The sequence below is a fragment of the Streptomyces flaveolus genome (assembly GCF_000716535.1).
Taxonomy (GTDB): Bacteria; Actinomycetota; Actinomycetes; order Streptomycetales; family Streptomycetaceae; genus Streptomyces; species Streptomyces flaveolus_A.
Genome location: NZ_JNWV01000003.1, coordinates 250806 through 266284, shown reverse-complemented (window position 1 = coordinate 266284; position 15479 = coordinate 250806). Strand labels below are relative to the sequence as shown.

General features: G+C 72.9%; 15 protein-coding genes, 2 pseudogenes and 1 riboswitch. Of the genes and pseudogenes, 10 read left to right on the top strand and 7 right to left on the bottom strand.

Features of this window, described 5'->3' with window-relative positions; all coding sequences use genetic code 11:
• A pseudogene (locus OO52_RS54505) lies at positions 1-207 on the bottom strand (cytochrome ubiquinol oxidase subunit I); the annotation flags it as partial.
• A 49-nt stretch (positions 208-256) separates the two neighbouring features.
• Between OO52_RS54505 and OO52_RS46500 the strand changes: the two are divergent.
• Positions 257-760 (top strand): annotated as a pseudogene (locus OO52_RS46500) (RNA polymerase sigma factor); the annotation flags it as partial.
• A 379-nt stretch (positions 761-1139) separates the two neighbouring features.
• Entirely contained in the window at positions 1140-2114 is a 975-nt protein-coding gene (locus tag OO52_RS03675) for a CU044_5270 family protein (RefSeq protein WP_030640872.1), read from the top strand.
• 118 nt (positions 2115-2232) lie between these two features.
• Here the strand turns inward: OO52_RS03675 and OO52_RS03670 are convergent, their stop codons facing one another.
• Both OO52_RS03670 and OO52_RS03665 read right to left on the bottom strand, forming a co-directional pair.
• On the bottom strand, positions 2233-3081 hold the full coding sequence (locus OO52_RS03670; RefSeq protein WP_030640870.1) for a bifunctional 5,10-methylenetetrahydrofolate dehydrogenase/5,10-methenyltetrahydrofolate cyclohydrolase: 849 nt from the start codon (positions 3079-3081) through the stop codon (positions 2233-2235).
• Positions 3082-3107: 26 nt separating this feature from the next.
• A riboswitch (ZMP/ZTP riboswitch) is annotated at positions 3108-3188 on the bottom strand.
• Between the two features lie 73 nt (positions 3189-3261).
• Positions 3262-3627, bottom strand: a complete 366-nt coding sequence (locus OO52_RS03665) for a nuclear transport factor 2 family protein (protein WP_030640868.1) — start codon at positions 3625-3627, stop codon at positions 3262-3264.
• Between the two features lie 190 nt (positions 3628-3817).
• On the opposite strand from OO52_RS03665, the gene OO52_RS03660 reads away from it, so the two are divergent.
• The 5 genes from OO52_RS03660 to OO52_RS03640 all read left to right on the top strand — a co-directional run bounded on the left by OO52_RS03660 (position 3818) and on the right by OO52_RS03640 (position 7925).
• The gene (locus tag OO52_RS03660; protein ID WP_030640866.1) at positions 3818-4120 is read left to right on the top strand and encodes a hypothetical protein; all 303 of its coding nucleotides are present in this window, start codon (positions 3818-3820) and stop codon (positions 4118-4120) included.
• Between the two features lie 177 nt (positions 4121-4297).
• Positions 4298-5386, top strand: a complete 1089-nt coding sequence (locus OO52_RS03655; RefSeq protein ID WP_030640864.1) for an S-(hydroxymethyl)mycothiol dehydrogenase — start codon at positions 4298-4300, stop codon at positions 5384-5386.
• The gene (locus OO52_RS03650; protein WP_030640862.1) at positions 5386-6015 is read left to right on the top strand and encodes an MBL fold metallo-hydrolase; all 630 of its coding nucleotides are present in this window, start codon (positions 5386-5388) and stop codon (positions 6013-6015) included. The genes OO52_RS03655 and OO52_RS03650 overlap by 1 nt, the downstream gene beginning before the upstream one ends.
• A gap of 151 nt (positions 6016-6166) precedes the next feature.
• Entirely contained in the window at positions 6167-7081 is a 915-nt protein-coding gene (locus OO52_RS03645; RefSeq protein ID WP_030640860.1) for an SDR family oxidoreductase, read from the top strand.
• Between the two features lie 52 nt (positions 7082-7133).
• Complete coding sequence (locus OO52_RS03640) at positions 7134-7925, top strand: SDR family NAD(P)-dependent oxidoreductase (protein WP_030640858.1); 792 nt, start codon at positions 7134-7136, stop codon at positions 7923-7925.
• A 3-nt stretch (positions 7926-7928) separates the two neighbouring features.
• Here OO52_RS03640 and OO52_RS03635 read toward each other — a convergent pair whose 3' ends face one another.
• Complete coding sequence (locus tag OO52_RS03635; RefSeq protein ID WP_030640856.1) at positions 7929-9317, bottom strand: pyridoxal phosphate-dependent decarboxylase family protein; 1389 nt, start codon at positions 9315-9317, stop codon at positions 7929-7931.
• Between the two features lie 202 nt (positions 9318-9519).
• On the opposite strand from OO52_RS03635, the gene OO52_RS03630 reads away from it, so the two are divergent.
• Positions 9520-10215, top strand: coding sequence for a L,D-transpeptidase family protein (locus OO52_RS03630; protein WP_030640855.1), 696 nt, complete (start codon positions 9520-9522; stop codon positions 10213-10215).
• Here the strand turns inward: OO52_RS03630 and OO52_RS03625 are convergent.
• A complete protein-coding gene (locus OO52_RS03625; protein ID WP_030640854.1) occupies positions 10191-11432 on the bottom strand; it encodes a Gfo/Idh/MocA family protein in 1242 nt (413 codons plus the stop codon). The two genes, OO52_RS03630 and OO52_RS03625, sit on opposite strands and share 25 nt — an antisense overlap.
• A 128-nt stretch (positions 11433-11560) precedes the next feature.
• On the opposite strand from OO52_RS03625, the gene OO52_RS03620 reads away from it, so the two are divergent.
• Positions 11561-12721 carry an ROK family transcriptional regulator gene (locus OO52_RS03620; RefSeq protein ID WP_030640853.1) on the top strand — a complete coding sequence of 387 codons (1161 nt, stop codon included), beginning with the start codon at positions 11561-11563 and terminating at the stop codon, positions 12719-12721.
• A 111-nt stretch (positions 12722-12832) separates the two neighbouring features.
• Entirely contained in the window at positions 12833-13018 is a 186-nt protein-coding gene (locus OO52_RS03615; protein ID WP_030640852.1) for a hypothetical protein, read from the top strand.
• A gap of 103 nt (positions 13019-13121) precedes the next feature.
• Here OO52_RS03615 and OO52_RS03610 read toward each other — a convergent pair whose 3' ends face one another.
• Together OO52_RS03610 and OO52_RS03605 are read right to left on the bottom strand one after the other, a co-directional pair.
• Positions 13122-14498 carry a S1 family peptidase gene (locus OO52_RS03610; protein ID WP_030640851.1) on the bottom strand — a complete coding sequence of 459 codons (1377 nt, stop codon included), beginning with the start codon at positions 14496-14498 and terminating at the stop codon, positions 13122-13124.
• A 138-nt stretch (positions 14499-14636) separates the two neighbouring features.
• Positions 14637-15467, bottom strand: a complete 831-nt coding sequence (locus tag OO52_RS03605; protein WP_030640850.1) for an SAM-dependent methyltransferase — start codon at positions 15465-15467, stop codon at positions 14637-14639.
• Positions 15468-15479: the final 12 nt, after the last annotated feature.

Below are 15479 nucleotides of genomic sequence, written 5' to 3'. Positions count from 1 at the left end.
CGGCCGGGCCAGCTCGGCGCGCATGATGAGCGCCATCACGCCACCGATCAGGAAGAACGCGAACGACGTCGCCAGATACAGCGTGCCGATCGTCTTGTGGTCGGTGCTGGTGAGCCACTGCACGGCTCTGGTGTCTCGGATCCTCTTCACGCCCCGCCTGTGTCCGCGCCCGGCCCGCAGGTCACACTCGGGGGACGCGAGGAGCATCACGGAAGAAGGGTGTGACGATCCGGGGGGTGCCGGACACGAACCGAGCATGAGCAACGACGAGATCTTCGCCGCTGCCTATCGCGAGCACTACTGGGCGGTCAGCCGTTACGTCGCCAGGCGACTTCAGGGGCGGACCGACGAGGTGGAGGAAGTGGTGGCGGAGGTGTTCACGGTCGCCTGGCGGCGCCGGGCCGACCTGCCGGCCGCGCCGCTGCCCTGGCTGTACGGGGTGGCCCGGAACTGCCTGGCCAACGCGGTACGCGGCTACGGGCGCCGGCGCCGACTGGTGGACCGGCTGGGCAACGACGAGGCCGCGCACGGCCGGCACGTCGCGGCGGGCCCCGACGCGGAGGCGCCGGGCGCCTGGGTGCACGAGGCCCTGGACCGGCTGTCCCCGGCCGACCAGGAGATACTGCGCCTCGCCGCCTGGGAGGAACTCGGCGCCGAGGAGATCGCGGTCGCCCTCGGCTGCGGCCGCCGCGCGGCAGCCATGCGCCTGCACCGCGCCCGCCGCCGCCTGCGCGCGGAGATCGACCGCCTGAGCGCTGTGGCAGCGCCGACGGACAGGGCGCCCGAGCCGAACCCTCGGGGAGCGCTGGCCGAAGCGTCGCCCGAGCCGGGCCTTCGGGGGGCGTTGGCCGAAGCGTCGTCCGAGCCGGGCCTTCGGGGGGCGCTGGCCGAAGCGTCGTCCGAGCCGGGCCTTCGGGGGGCGTTGGCCGAAGCGTCGTCCGAGCCGGGCCTTCGGGGGGCGTTGGCCGAAGCGTCGTCCGAGCCGTGCGCTGGAGGACCGGTGATCGACGGTCCGGGGCTGCGGTCGGCGGAGCCCGCCCGTGCCCGGGACCGGACGCCCGACGGCGACGCCCGCCCCGGCCGGCGAACCTCCCACCCCGCGCCCACCACCGACGCATGCCTGTGCAAGGACCCGCGACATGCCTGACGAACTCGAACTCCTCCGGCGCGCCAACCCCGTACCGGACGACGGGCCGTACTTCGGTGACGGACCCCTGGACCAGCGTGCCGAGTGGCGGCTGGAGCGGCTGTCGCACCAGCCCCGCCCGCCCCGCCGCGTCCCCCGCGCCCGGCTGCTGTGGGGCCTCGCCGCCACGGTCGTCGTACTGGCGACCGCGCTCGTCGCGCTGGTCGGCGGGCCGAACACGCAGTCCGCCCTCGCCGCGCCCCGGCCGCTGACCGTCCGCGCCGACTCCACGCCCGTCCCGCTGACGCAGCTCGCCGAACTGGCCGCGACCGCCGCCGCCGCCGACTCGCCGCGCCTGCGCAAGGGCACGCACGTGCAGTCGTGGAGCCTGAGCATGACCGAGGGGAAACCGCCCGTCACTCTGCCCGAGGAGCGGGTCGTGCGCTGGCGTGCGGACTACAGCCACACCGAGCTGGTCGTGGCGACCGACCCGCGCCGTCCGGGCCGCCCCGTCCTCACCGACGAGGGCGGAGACCCGCGCGTGGTGGCCGACGGCCACGTCCTCAGCCGGGCCACCTACCCGCCGAGCTGGAGCGACGCCCCGCCCGAGGCACGGCCGCCGCACACCCCGGCCGCCCTGCGCGCCTACCTCGCCGAGACCGTCCGTACCGACTCCCCGAGCACCCCCCAGCTCCTCGACGCCGTCGAGGAACTGCTGGACCACTGGACGCTGGGCGCCCGCGAGTCCGCGGCACTGGTCAGGCTCCTCGCGGACGCCAAGGGGCTGCGGCCCGTGGGACAGGTGACCGACCGCCTCGGCCGCCCCGGGCAGGCGTACGTGTACGAGGGCGAGGGCGGCCGGCGGATGCTGATCCTCGACCCGCGCACCGGCACCGTCCTCGGCCTGGAGACCACGTTCACCCGGGACGCCCCCGAATACGGGGTCAAGGCCGGGGACGTCATGGACTACAGCGCCTGGATGCGCTGACCGGCGAGGCGCGGTGCTGACCGGCGACGCCTGCCGGCGACCCGCGCCACCTTGCCGCTGAGTGCCGGCCCGCGCCGCCCGGCCCGGCCCCCGCCCACCGCTGAACCGGCGTCGCCCCCTACACCCCGAGCTGCCGGGCGGCGGCCGTCGCCGTCTGTTCCAGGAGCGTGGCGATCGTCATCGGGCCGACGCCGCCCGGCACCGGGGTGATCAGTGAGGCCCGCTCCACGGCCGAGTCGAAGTCGACGTCGCCGACGTTCCCCGGGTTGTAGCCCGCGTCGATGACCACCGCGCCCGGCTTGATGTCCTGTCCGCGGATGAGCCGCGGCCGGCCGACCGCGGCCACGACGATGTCGGCCTCGCGGACCACGGCCGAGAGATCACGGGTGCGCGAGTGGCAGTACGTCACGGTCGCGTCCCGCGCGAGCAGCAGCATGCCCACCGGCTTGCCGAGGATCGCGCTGCGGCCGACCACCACGGCCCGCTTCCCGGCCGGGTCGACGCCGTACTCGTCGAGCAGCCGCAGGATGCCGCCCGGCGTGCAGGAGACGAAGCCCGGCAGCCCGAAGCTCATCGTGGCGAACGACGCGAAGGTGACACCGTCGACGTCCTTCTCCGGCGCGATCGCCTCGAACGCGGCCCGCTCGTCGATGTGGTCGCCCACCGGGTGCTGGAGCAGGATGCCGTGCACCCCCGGGTCGGCCGACAACTCCCGCAGGGTAGTGACGAGTTCGTCGGTCGTGGTGCTCGCGGGCAGGGCCACGTGCCGGGATTCGATGCCGGCCTTCCGGCTGCGGTTCTGCTTCATCCGGACGTACGTCACGGACGCCGGGTCCTCGCCGACCAGCACGGTCGCCAGGCACGGCGCGGTACCGGTGCGCTCGGTGAGCTCGGCGGCCTTCTTCGCGGTGTCCTCGACGATGCGGCGGGCGAGCGCGGTGCCGTCCATCAGACGGGCCTGGTTCATGCTGCACACTCCTGAGCTGGATCGACTCTCCTCGCCCAGGCGCGCGGCAACCTCCACGGACCGCTCCCCGGTGGTGCTCCACCTCAGCGCCAGTCACGGCCCGCGTACAGCGTAACCGAGAGTGCCGACGACCCTCCGGACCGCACGGCCTCCTTCCGCTCCCGTCGTACCCGGCCGGGCCTACTCGTCCCAGGCCTGGATGATCAGCTGATTCGTGATCTTGCCGTCCCGCAGGGTGACCATCGACTCGGCGAGGACCCGGGTGCCGTCCCCGTACTGGCAGGACTCGCTGTAGGCGGCGTGGTCGCCCTGGACGACGCACTGGTCCAGCCTGTGCGTCATGTCGCGGTTGTAGACGTCGTCCAGCAGCTCGGCGATCTGGCTCCGGCCGTGCAGGACCGTGGGATGACTGGGCTGGTTGTTGCGGTCGACGATGCGGATCTCCGCGTCGTCCGCGTAGAGCGACAGAAGGTTGTTGCCGGTGGTGCCCTCGATGGCCCGGCGCAGTGTCTCGGTGTCGAAAGCGGACCCCGCCGCGGTACCCATGGTGACCTCCTTCAGGTGCCCGTCTGGTCCAGGTGCCCGTGCGGTCCGGCCAGGAGCGGGCCGCACGGGCCCATCTCCGAGACTCCTCCGCCCCGGCGGCCCCGGCAAGCCCGGCCGCCACGCTCCACCTCCCGGGTGAGCGCGGCCCGCCGCCCGTGTCCGCCGGGGGCCCGTCACCGTTGCTGAAGGCATGATCTCAACACGACGTATCGCCGCCGCCGTCGGTCTGGCCGCCGGGATCGCCGGCCTCGCCGTACCCCAGGCGAACGCGGCCGGCACCGGCGCACCGCTCGTCGGGAAGCTCGGCGCGCTGAGCACGCTGGACTCGCTCGCCATCAGTGACCTCCCGGCGGAGCAGCGGGGCCGGGTGCCGCGGCCCACAGAGCAGTTGCAGGAGCTGAAGCACCTCAAGGAGCTGAACCAGCTCAACCAGGTGGAGCAGGTCCTCGCGCCCGCCGCGCCGGTGCTCGGTCTGGTCGGCGCCATCCACTGATCCCGCCCGCAGCGACGAGGGCCGTCCCGCCGGGGCGGCCCTCACCGCTGCCCGGACCCGCCGGGCGATGCCCCCGCGCCCGGGAAAGATCCACGAACCTCCTCGTGGTCCGCCCCGCTACCGATCGGTCGCGCGTAGTGTCGGTGGTGAAGGCGAAACGAAGGAAGGGACCAGACCATGGCGCAGGAAGTCCGCGGCGTGATCGCACCGGGCAAGGACGAGCCCGTACGGGTCGAGACGATCGTGGTGCCGGACCCGGGGCCCGGCGAGGCCGTCGTACGCGTCCAGGCCTGCGGGGTCTGCCATACCGATCTGCACTACAAGCAGGGCGGCATCTCGGACGACTTCCCCTTCCTGCTCGGTCACGAGGCCGCAGGCGTCGTGGAGTCGGTCGGCGAGGGCGTCACCGACGTCGCCCCCGGCGACTTCGTCATCCTCAACTGGCGCGCGGTGTGCGGGCAGTGCCGGGCCTGTCTGCGCGGCCGGCCCTGGTACTGCTTCAACACGCACAACGCGCGACAGAAGATGACCCTGGCCGCCACCGGCCAGGAGCTGTCCCCCGCGCTGGGAATCGGCGCCTTCGCCGAGAAGACGCTCGTCGCGGCCGGCCAGTGCACCAAGGTCGACCCGGCCGTCTCCCCGGCGGTGGCGGGCCTCCTCGGCTGCGGGGTGATGGCCGGTATCGGCGCGGCGATCAACACCGGGAACGTCGGCCGGGGCGACTCGGTCGCCGTCATCGGCTGCGGCGGTGTCGGCGACGCGGCCATTGCCGGGTCCAACCTGGCCGGCGCGGCGAAGATCATCGCGGTGGACATCGACGACCGCAAGCTGGAGAAGGCCCGCACGCTGGGCGCCACCCACACCGTCAACTCCAAGGAGACCGACCCGGTCGAGGCGATCCGCGAGCTGACCGGCGGCTTCGGCGCCGACGTCGTGATCGAGGCCGTCGGCCGCCCGGAGACCTACCAGCAGGCCTTCTACGCCCGCGACCTGGCCGGCACCGTCGTCCTCGTCGGCGTCCCCACGCCCGAGATGAAGCTCGAACTGCCCCTGCTGGACGTCTTCGGCCGCGGTGGTGCCCTGAAGTCCTCCTGGTACGGCGACTGCCTGCCCAGCCGGGACTTCCCCATGCTGATCGACCTCCACCTCCAAGGCCGTCTGCCGCTCGACGCGTTCGTCACCGAGACCATCCAACTGGACCAGGTGGAGCAGGCGTTCGAGCGGATGCACCACGGTGACGTGCTGCGTTCGGTGGTGGTGCTCTGATGACCGTGCGCATCGAACGCCTCGTCACGTCCGGGCAGTTCACCCTCGACGGCGGCACCTGGGACGTGGAGAACAACGTGTGGATCGTCGGCGACGAGCGGGAGGTGGTCGTCATCGACGCCGCCCACGACGCCGAGGCCATCGCCCGCGCCGTCGACGACCGGCGCCTGACCGCCATCGTGTGCACGCACGCCCATAACGACCACATCAACGCGGCACCGGAACTCGCCGCCCTCACCGGCGCCACCATCTGGCTGCACCCCGACGACCTGGCGCTGTGGAAGCAGACCCACCCGCACCGGGACCCCGACCGGCACCTCCTCGACGGCCAGGTCATCGAGGCCGCCGGCGCCGACCTCACCGTCCTGCACACCCCCGGACACGCCCCCGGCGCCGTCTGCCTGTACGACCCCGGTCTCGGCACCGTGTTCACGGGCGACACCCTCTTCAAGGGCGGCCCCGGAGCCACCGGGCGCTCCTACTCGCACTTCCCGACCATCATCGACTCCCTCCGCAACCGCCTCCTCACCCTCCCGCCGGAGACCAAGGTCCTCACCGGGCACGGGGACGGCACCACCATCGGCGACGAGGCACCCCACCTGGAGGAGTGGATCGCCCGCGGCCACTGAGTCCCGCGGACACCGAGATCCGCGGCCACTGAGTCCGGAGGCGGCGCACCGCGGGGGTCCGCGTAAAAGGCGACAGAAGATGTCCGGCTTCCCGGCGACAGTGGACGACGACAGCAGTCGTACCGCAGTCGTACCGCACGGGAGGCCGGACATGTCAGGACCGCTGGAAGGCAAGGTGGCGCTGGTCGCCGGGGCGACCCGGGGCGCCGGACGGGGCATCGCCGTGGAACTCGGCGCGGCCGGGGCCACCGTCTACGTCACCGGCCGCAGCACCCGCGCCCACCGCTCGGAGTACGACCGTCCCGAGACCATCGAGGACACGGCCGACCTCGTCACGGCGGCCGGCGGGCAGGGCATCGCCGTGGTCGCCGACCACCTCGACAAGTCCGCCGTACGAGACCTGGTGGACCGCGTCGCGGACGAGCAGGGCCACCTGGACGTCCTCGTCAACGACATCTGGGGCGGCGAGAAGCTCTTCGAGTGGGACACCCCCGTGTGGGAGCACGACCTCGACAACGGCCTCCGGCTGCTCCGCCTCGCGGTCGAGACGCACGCCGTCACCAGCCACTACGCCCTGCCGTTGCTGCTCCGCCGGCCCGGCGGCCTGGTCGTCGAGGTCACCGACGGCACCGCCGACTACAACCGTGACACCTACCGGGTGAACCTCTTCTACGACCTCGCCAAGACCTCCGTGCTGCGCATGGCCTTCGCCCTCGGCCACGAACTCGGCCCGCGCGGCGCCACCGCGGTCGCCCTCACCCCGGGCTGGATGCGTTCCGAGCTCATGCTCGACGCGTACGGCGTCCGCGAGGAGAACTGGCGGGACGCCCTGGCGCGCGAACCCCACTTCGCCATCTCCGAGACCCCCCGCTTCACCGGCCGGGCCGTCGCCGCCCTGGCCGCCGACCCGGACGTGGCCCGGTTCAACGGCCGGTCGCTCTCCAGCGGCCACCTCGCCCGGGTGTACGGCTTCACCGACCTCGACGGCAGCCGGCCGGACGCCTGGCGCTACCTGGTCGAGGTGCAGGACGCGGGCAAGCCGGCGGACGTCACCGGATACCGGTGAAACCGGGTGCCGAACCGGTGAAAGGGCGCCCGGGGAGCCGTACCGTCGGCCCATGACTGATCCGACTCGCTTCGCAGGACACGGAGTTCTCGTCACGGGCGGCGCCCGCGGCATCGGTGCGGCCGTCGCCCGGCGGCTCGCCGAGGAGGGCGGCCGGGTCCTGGTCACCGACCGGGACCTGGCCGAGGCCGAACGGACCGCCTCCGCCTTGCGCCGACAGGGCCTCGCCGCCGAGGCGTTCGCCTGTGACGTGGCCGACCGCGCCGCCGTCGAGGCGGCCGTCGCCCACGCCGTCACCGCGTTCGGCTCGCTCGACGTGCTGGTCAACAGCGCCGCCCACTGCACGTCGGACGCCCGGCTCTTCGAGGACGACCCCGACGAGGCATGGGCGCGCGACCTGGACATCACCCTCACCGGCGCCTACCGCTGCTGCCGCGCCGCCCTGCCGCACCTCGCGGCCTCCGGACGAGGGGCCATCGTCGGCATCGGCTCCGTCAACGGTCTGCAGGACTTCGGCAACCACGGCTACAGCGCCGCCAAGGCAGGCCTCGGCTCGCTCACCCGCACCCTCGCCGGGCACGCGGCGCCCCGGGGCGTGCGGGTCAACCTCGTCGTGCCGGGCACGGTCCGCACCTCCGCCTGGGAAGGGCGGGACGACGAACTCGACGCCGTCCGCCCCCTGTACCCGCTCGGCCGGGTCGGCGAGCCGGAGGACGTCGCGGCCGCCGTCGCCTTCCTCGCCTCGCGCGACGCCGCCTGGATCACCGGGACCTCGCTCGTGGTCGACGGCGGCCTCACCGCCGTCAACACCGGCTTCCGCGCGGCCGTCCAACACACCTCCTGACCCTCAGCCCGAGGCCGCCGCCAGCGCGGCGAGCACCCGGTCCGTGTCGGCCTCCGTGGTCCGCCAGTTGCTGAACGCGGCGCGCAGCCCGGGCACCCCGCCGTACACCGTCGGCGGCACGTACGCCTCCCCGGTCGCGGCGACGGCCTGGGCCAGCGCCGCCACCCGCTCCGGCGACGGGTCCGTGGCGAGGGTGAAGCAGACGACGTTGAGCCGGACCGGGGCCAGCAGGGTGAGGCCCGGCAGCGCGTCGACGCCCGCGCCGAGCCGGCGGGCGAGCGCCACGTTCCGCTCCACGACCTCCCGGTGCCCGTCCCGCCCGTACGCCACCAGCGAGAACCAGGCCGGCAGGGCCCGCAGCCGGCGCGAGTTCTCCGGGGTGAGGTGCAGGAAGTCGGGATCGCCGTCGGGCAGGCCCAGATACGGCGAGGCGTTGTGGAACACCGCCACCTGCAGATCGCGCCGCCGGGTGAACTGGACGGCCGCGTCATAGGGGACGTTCAGCCACTTGTGCAGGTCCACGCAGACCGAGTCGGCCGCGTCGAGCCCGTCGACCAGCGTGGCGTGTTCCGGGGAGAGCGCGGCGAAGGCGCCGAACGCCGCGTCCACGTGCAGCCAGAAGTCGTAGCGCTCCTTCAGCGCCGCGACGGCCCGCAGATCGTCGAAGTCGACGGTGTTCACGGTGCCCGCGTTCGCGACCACGATCACCGGCCGGCCCGCCCGCGCGGCCAGCGCCGTCTCCAGCGCGGTCACGTCGGCGGCCTCCCGGTTGCCGGGCAGCAGCGGCACCGGCCGCAGCCGGTCCCGGCCCAGGCCCAGCACCGACATCGCCTTCGTGATGCTGGAGTGCGGGCTGCCGGAGAGCACGTCGAGCGGCCCCAGCGCCGCGGCGCCCGCCCGGGAGACGTCCACGCCCAGCCGCTCGCCGGCCCACTCCCGGCCGATCGCGAGCCCGACCGCGTTCGACATCGTCGCGCCCGTCACGAACGCCCCGCTGTGGGCCTCGCTCAGCCCGAACAGCTCGCGCAGCCACGACACCGTCTCCCGCTCCAGCTCCTGCGCCCAGGAACCGCCCGCCCCGGACAGGTTCTGGTCGAACGCGGAGGTCAGCCAGTCGCCGGCGACCGCCGCGGGCGTGGCGCCGCCGGTGACGAAGCCCAGGTAGCGCGGGCCGGCGGAACCGGAGAAACCGGGCGCCCAGCGCTCGGCGAACCGGGCGAGGGCGCCGTCACCGCCCGCGCCCGAGGCGGGGAGCGGGGCCCGCCCGGGCGCCGGTCCGGGCGCGGCGACCGGCCGCTCGGCGAGCCCCGTCACCTCCCGGACGGCGAGATCACGGGCGGCCTGGAGGAGTTCGGGGAGCCGGGCGAGGTCGTCGGCGAGAGCGGGGTGCATGCGGCGCAGCGTAGACGGTCACCGCTCACCGCCCGAGGTGCCGTACGGCCGGAAGTTCACCGTTTCGTCACAGCCTGGCCGGAACCACAACCATCTCCGGCCCGGCCGGGTCTAGTAGTCCGACATCGCGGGAATCGCGCTGGAGGGCACCGGGGAGGCCCGGGCGAACCGAACGGGCACAAGGGGAAGGGGAGAGGCCGCCATGGGGGTCATAGGCAGAAGAGGTGCGGTCGCGCTGGGCGTCACGGGACTGGTGGCGCCGCTGGCGCTCGCCCTCACCGCGGCGCCGGCCCAGGCCGCGAGCTGCACCACGAGCACGGGGCCGTACCAGAAGCAGGTGGAGAAGTTCCTGGGCCGGCCGGTCGACGGCAAGCAGTCCGCCGCCGACTGCAAGGCCATCCAGGCCTTCCAGAACAAGCACGGCATCACGCCCAACATCGGCTACGCCGGTCCCGTCACCTGGGGCGTGATGGACCTGATGAACAAGCAGAAGGCCGTCGGGAACAAGCCGAACAAGGACGGCAAGTGCCCGGTGAACAAGGGCCGCATCGCCTGCGTGAACCTCACGCTCCAGCTCAGCTGGATCCAGGACGGCAGCCGGCTCGTCTACGGCCCGGTGCCGGTGCGCACCGGACGCGACGGCTACGAGACCCGCACCGGCCTGAAGAAGATCTACTGGCGGGACATCGACCACGTCTCCACCATCTACAACGTGCCGATGCCCTACAGCCAGTTCTTCGACGGCGGCCAGGCCTTCCACTCGGTCGGCCTGAGCATGTGGAACCCGCCCGGTTCGCACGGCTGCGTCAACATCACCACCACGACCGCCAAGAAGTACTGGTCGCTGCTGAAGAACGGTGACGACGTCTTCGTCTACGGCCGCAAGCCCGGCACCTGAGCCCGCCGGGCCCCGTCACGCTCCGGGGCGTCCCCGAAGTCGGGGATCTCCAGCCGGACGCCGCCCTGCCGTGCCGATTCGTGTGCGATGACGCCCGGCAGGGTGTAGCGGGCGGCCACCCACGCGTTCACCGGCGGCAGCGTCCGCGTGGTGACGGCGGTGACGAAGTCGTCCACCAGGAAGTGGTGGCTGCCCTCGTGCCCGTTGTGCAGGTGGTCGAACTCCCGTGGCAGCCGTGACCGGTCGTGCACCGGCGCCGAGCCGGAGGTGAAGGCCGCCCGCAGCTCCGGCGCGATGTGCGCCAGCGACGGGTCGTCGGGGGCCAGGGTCGGCTTCGGCTCCAGCAGCTCGCTGATGTCCTCGACCCCCTTCTTGTCCTGCCACAGCGCCACCGTCGCGAGCTGTTCCATGCTGGCCTCCGTTCCGAAGAACCGGAACCGGGACTCGCGGATGTGCGAGGGGTAGCCGACCCTGCGGAACTCGTTCGTACGGAACGATCCGCCGCCCGCCACCTCGAACAGGGCGGTCGCGTTGGACACGTCGTTGTCGAACCGGCTGACCGAACGGTCGAAGACGCCGTCGCCGCGCTCGTCGCGCACACCGATCGCGGACACGCTGACCGCGTGCGTCCGCCAGGCCCCGAGCACCCCGCCCACCGCGTGCGTCGGGTACAGCAGCGGGGGATAGCTGGCGGTCTCCTTCCAGTTCTCGCCGCCGCTGTACCGGTAGGCGTCGTAGAACCCGAGGTCCATGTCGTGGACGTAGTCGCCCTCGGCGTAGAACAGCCGGCCGAAGGCACCCGCCGCGATCTGGTTGCGGGCGTGCACGGTCGCCGGGTGGTAGTGGCTGGTCTCGCCCATCATGTACGTCAGCCCGGTGGCCCGGACGGCGTCGATGATCGCGGCCATCTCGTCCACGGTGATCGCCATGGGGACGGCCGAGTAGACGTGCTTTCCCGCGGCCAGCCCCTGGACGACCAGCGGTCCGTGGGTCCAGCGCTGGGTGAAGATCGCCACCGCGTCGACCGCGGGCGACTCCAGCATCGCCTCGTACGACGGGAACGTGCCCGCGAGCCCCTGCGCGGCGGCGAGCCGCTCGGCCCGCTCGGGCAGCAGGTCGGTGACATAGACGTCACGGACGCCGGGATGGGCCTGGAAGAGGGTGGAGAACTGCCCGGAGAACTGCCCGGCGCCGACGAGACCGAGGGAGAAAGTCATGCGCATTACTTTCGCCACGGAACAATTCAGCCGTCAAGGGTCCCGTCAGAACCGTTTTCCCTCGGGCTTGCCGTCATATGCTGGCCGCGTTACTTCTGTACCGGAAGAAAAAGGGGAGGTTGGCTTCCATGACGAGCTGGCTGCCGCTGAGTCCCGCGGAGCGCTCCGTGGCGATCGAGGTGCTCGTGCACGGCCCACTGTCCCGCACCGAGCTGGCCCGGCGGCTGCGCCTCTCCCAGGGCAGCCTCACCCGGCTGACCAAACCGCTCATCGAGTCCGGGCTGCTGGTGGAGGCCGCCGAGACGGGCGGGGCGGGCGGGAGTCGGCAGGGGCGCCCGTCGCAGCCCCTCGACATCGTCGCCGAGTCCCGCTCCTTCCTCGGGTTCAAGATCACCGCCGACAGTGTCTACGGCGTCGTCACCACCCTGCGCAGCGAGGTCACCGACCGGCTGGACCGCCCGCTGACCACGCACGACCCGGACGCCGTCGCCGCTCTGCTGGCGGAGATGACCACCGAACTGGCCGCCCGGCATCCCGCCCTGGTGGGCATCGGCATCGGCGTGGGCGGACGGGTGCGCGAGCGCGCGGTGGTCGGCGAGTCGGCCTTCCTCGGCTGGCGGGACGTGCCGCTCGGCACGCTCGTCCGCGAGCGCACCGGGCTGCCGGTCGTCGTGGAGAACGACGTCGCCGCCCTGGTGGAGGCCGAGACCTGGTTCGGCGCGGGCCGGGGACTCGACCGCTTCGCCGTCCTGACCATCGGCGCGGGCATCGGCTACGGGCTGGTGCTCGGCGGCACACGGGTGCCGTACGACGAGGAGGACCGCGGTTTCGGCCGGCACTGGATCATCGACCCGTACGGCCCGCTCACCCCCGAGGGCGCCCGGGGCAGCGCCGTGTCGTTGCTCACCATCCCCAGCATCCGCTACCAGGTCCGCGCCGCCACCGGCCGGGACATCGGCTACGAGGAGATCCTCGCCGGTGCCGCCGCCGGCGAGCCCATGGCCTTCCGGGTCGTCGACGAGGCCGCCCGCGCCCTCGGCACCCTCGTCGCGCAGATCGCCAACTTCGCCATGCCGCAGAAGATCCTGCTCGCCGGAGAGGGGGTCGGCCTGATGGATGTGGCGGGGCACACGGTCCGCGACACCATCCGCTCCCACCGGCACCCGCTGGCCGCCCCGGTGGACCTGGAGACGAAGGTGTCCGACTTCCACGACTGGGCGCGCGGCGCGGCCGTGCTGGCCATCCAGGTGCTGGTGCTCGGCGGGACCGGGGGACGTGCGGGAGGGTGAGCGGGGCACTGAACTCCTGCTTCCGGTTGACACATTGACGTGATGAGTAACACGGTCCGAAATGTCCGTATCGCGGGCACTTACCCACAGCGCCTTCACCCCGATCGGCATATGCTTCACAGCATGTCCACCACTGTTGAAGCCGTTTCCGAGCGATCGGCCGCGGAGGTCAACGAGGAGATCCGGGCCCTGTGGCGCCGGTCGGGCGGGACACTGACCACCGAGCAGCGCGCGGAGTACCAGCGCCTCGTGATGGAGTGGGCCGCCGCGGCCCCGCAGCCTCACCGGGCGGCCTGACCGACCCCGCGCACCCCGCGCCGAACCGTCCGGGGCACCCGTGACCGCACGGGTGCCCTTCTGGTCGTACCTTGGGCCCTTCGGTGTTCCTCCGTGCCCTCCGTCAGCCCCACGTCGCCGAGTAGTAGCGCTGGTACGCCTTGCGGTCCTGTTCGGCCCGGATGTACCGGGTCGCCACCAGCGCGATCAGACTGCCCGCGATGACCAGCAGCCCCGGCCCGACGTTCCGGGTGTCGGTCAGCCGCGCCAGCAGAGTGCTGCCCTCCGACGCGCCCGTGACCGGCGCCGCGGAGCCGGGCGAGGCCGCGTTCGGCGCCATCGCGCCCTGGGCCGCCGAGGCCGCCGGCGCGGGGGAGGAGGTGCCGCCCGGGGCGCCGCCCGCGTTCTGCGCCGACACGATCAGCCTGACCCCGAGCGCCGTCAGTGCCTTGGTCACCGGCTGGAAGAACGTCGTACCGCCCGCCGTGCAGTCGCCGTTGCCGCCCGAGGTCACGCCCAGCGCGACGCCCTCGGAGAACAAGGGGCCGCCGCTGTCGCCCGGTTCGGCGCACACGGTGGTCTCGATGAGCCCGGTGACCGTGCCCTCCGGGTAGTTGACGGTCGCGTTCAGCGCGGTGACCTGGCCGTCCCGCAGACCGCTGGTGCTGCCGCTGCGGAACACCCGCTGTCCCACCGCCGGATCGGCGGCCCCCGTGATCCGCACCCCCTTGCCGCCGCCGATCGCGACGACGTCGGCGCCCGCCCCGGCCTTGCCGTCGGCGTACTGCACGAGCGAGAAGTCACTGCCCGGGAAGGAACTGTTCACGGTCCTGCCGAGCTGCTGGTCGCCCTGGTTGTCTGCGAACCAGGTGGACCCGGCGGGCCCGCAGTGGCCGGCGGTGAGGATGAAGTCGGACTGCCCGTCGGTGACATTGAACCCGGCCGAGCAGCGACCGCCCGTCGACAGGATCGGCTGCGCGCCGTTCAGCCGTGTGGTGAACGTGCCCTTCGTGCGCTCCATGTGCACGAAACTGCCGATCCCCGTGGCGACCCGGGTCAGCCGGGACCAGTCCCCGGCGGAGACCGTGCGGTCCGCCCGCACCACGACCCTGTTGGTCCGGTAGTCCACCGCCCAGGCCGTGCCCGGCACCCGCGGGGCCGAACGCAGCGTCGCCGTCGCCGACTTCAGCTCGTTCATGCTGTGCGGCACGACCTTCGCCTCCGCCCCGGCCCGCCGCACCTCCCGCGCCGCCGTCTCGTCGGTCACCGCCACGACGGTACGCCCGTCGGCGCCGATCCAGTTGCCCGCCGTACGGGCGGTGCCGAGCCGCGCCACCAGCGCGGCGCCGGTGTCGCCGGTGGCGGCGAGCGGTCTGGCGGAGGCGGGCGGGGTCTCGCTCGCCATGGCCGCCTGGGTGACCATCGCGCCCCCCAGGAGGAGTCCGCCGACCGCCGCCAGCCGTGTCACTCGCCGGACGACCCGTCGTCGTGCGTGCCGCATGCATGGCTCCCGAAGCCGAACCCGAACGCGCGCTGCCCGTACCGGCACCGCGAGGCCCCCGGATCGTCGAGGGCCCGCTCCTCCATACGGGGGCCGGGGCCATGGCGTTCACCGGCGCCGGTGAACTCCCGCGCGCGGTCAGTTCTTCCGGGCCACCCCGCCGAACATGGCGACCTCGTCCGGCTCGGCCCCGTCGCCGTCCTCCGGGCGCCACCGCGAGCAGGACACCACGCCCGGCTCCAGCAGCTCCAGGCCGTCGAAGAACCGGGCCACGTCCTCGGGTGCGCGCTGCGTGAGCTTCGGAGTGCCGTGCTCGTTCCAGAACTTCACCGCCTCGTCCACGTCCGGCATGGACGGGCTGGTGACGGTGTGCGACAGCACGAGATGGCTGCCCGCCGGCAACCGGTCCGTCAACTGCCGCACCAGGCCGTACGGGTCCTCGTCGTCGCCGATGAAGATGACCACGCCGAGCAGCATCAGCGCCACCGGCTGACTGAAGTCCAGCGTCTTCGACGCGTGTTCGAGGATCGCGTCGACGTTGCGCAGATCCTCGTCCAGGTAGTCGGTACGGCCTTCGGGCGTGCTGGTCAGCAGGGCACGCGCGTGCGCGAGGACGAGCGGGTCGTTGTCGACGTACACGATCCGGGACTCCGGCGCGATCCGCTGGGCCACCTCGTGCGTGTTGTCGGCGGTGGGCAGCCCGGTGCCGATGTCCAGGAACTGCCGGATGCCCACCTCACCGACCAGATGGCGCACCGCGCGTCCCAGGAAGAGCCGGTCGGCGCGGGCGTACTCCCCGATCCCCGGGTGCAGTTGGCGGATCTGGTCGCCGGCCGCGCGGTCGACCTCGTAGTTGTCCTTGCCGCCGAGCCAGTAGTTCCAGATGCGGGCGGTGTGCGGCTGGCCGGTGTTGATGCGGGAGCGCAGCGACGCGGCCACGTCGTTGGTGGCTGCCGGGTTGTCGGTCACGTGGGTCAGCTC

Bases quoted from the DNA above. Each gene is read 5' to 3' on its own strand.
- OO52_RS03675 (WP_030640872.1), top strand. From the start codon at position 1,140: ATGCCTGACGAACTCGAACTCCTCCGGCGCGCCAACCCCGTACCGGAC.
- OO52_RS03670 (WP_030640870.1), bottom strand. From the start codon at position 3,081: ATGAACCAGGCCCGTCTGATGGACGGCACCGCGCTCGCCCGCCGCATC.
- OO52_RS03665 (WP_030640868.1), bottom strand. From the start codon at position 3,627: ATGGGTACCGCGGCGGGGTCCGCTTTCGACACCGAGACACTGCGCCGG.
- OO52_RS03660 (WP_030640866.1), top strand. From the start codon at position 3,818: ATGATCTCAACACGACGTATCGCCGCCGCCGTCGGTCTGGCCGCCGGG.
- OO52_RS03655 (WP_030640864.1), top strand. From the start codon at position 4,298: ATGGCGCAGGAAGTCCGCGGCGTGATCGCACCGGGCAAGGACGAGCCC.
- OO52_RS03650 (WP_030640862.1), top strand. From the start codon at position 5,386: ATGACCGTGCGCATCGAACGCCTCGTCACGTCCGGGCAGTTCACCCTC.
- OO52_RS03645 (WP_030640860.1), top strand. From the start codon at position 6,167: ATGTCAGGACCGCTGGAAGGCAAGGTGGCGCTGGTCGCCGGGGCGACC.
- OO52_RS03640 (WP_030640858.1), top strand. From the start codon at position 7,134: ATGACTGATCCGACTCGCTTCGCAGGACACGGAGTTCTCGTCACGGGC.
- OO52_RS03635 (WP_030640856.1), bottom strand. From the start codon at position 9,317: ATGCACCCCGCTCTCGCCGACGACCTCGCCCGGCTCCCCGAACTCCTC.
- OO52_RS03630 (WP_030640855.1), top strand. From the start codon at position 9,520: ATGGGGGTCATAGGCAGAAGAGGTGCGGTCGCGCTGGGCGTCACGGGA.
- OO52_RS03625 (WP_030640854.1), bottom strand. From the start codon at position 11,432: ATGACTTTCTCCCTCGGTCTCGTCGGCGCCGGGCAGTTCTCCGGGCAG.
- OO52_RS03620 (WP_030640853.1), top strand. From the start codon at position 11,561: ATGACGAGCTGGCTGCCGCTGAGTCCCGCGGAGCGCTCCGTGGCGATC.
- OO52_RS03615 (WP_030640852.1), top strand. From the start codon at position 12,833: ATGCTTCACAGCATGTCCACCACTGTTGAAGCCGTTTCCGAGCGATCG.
- OO52_RS03610 (WP_030640851.1), bottom strand. From the start codon at position 14,498: ATGCGGCACGCACGACGACGGGTCGTCCGGCGAGTGACACGGCTGGCG.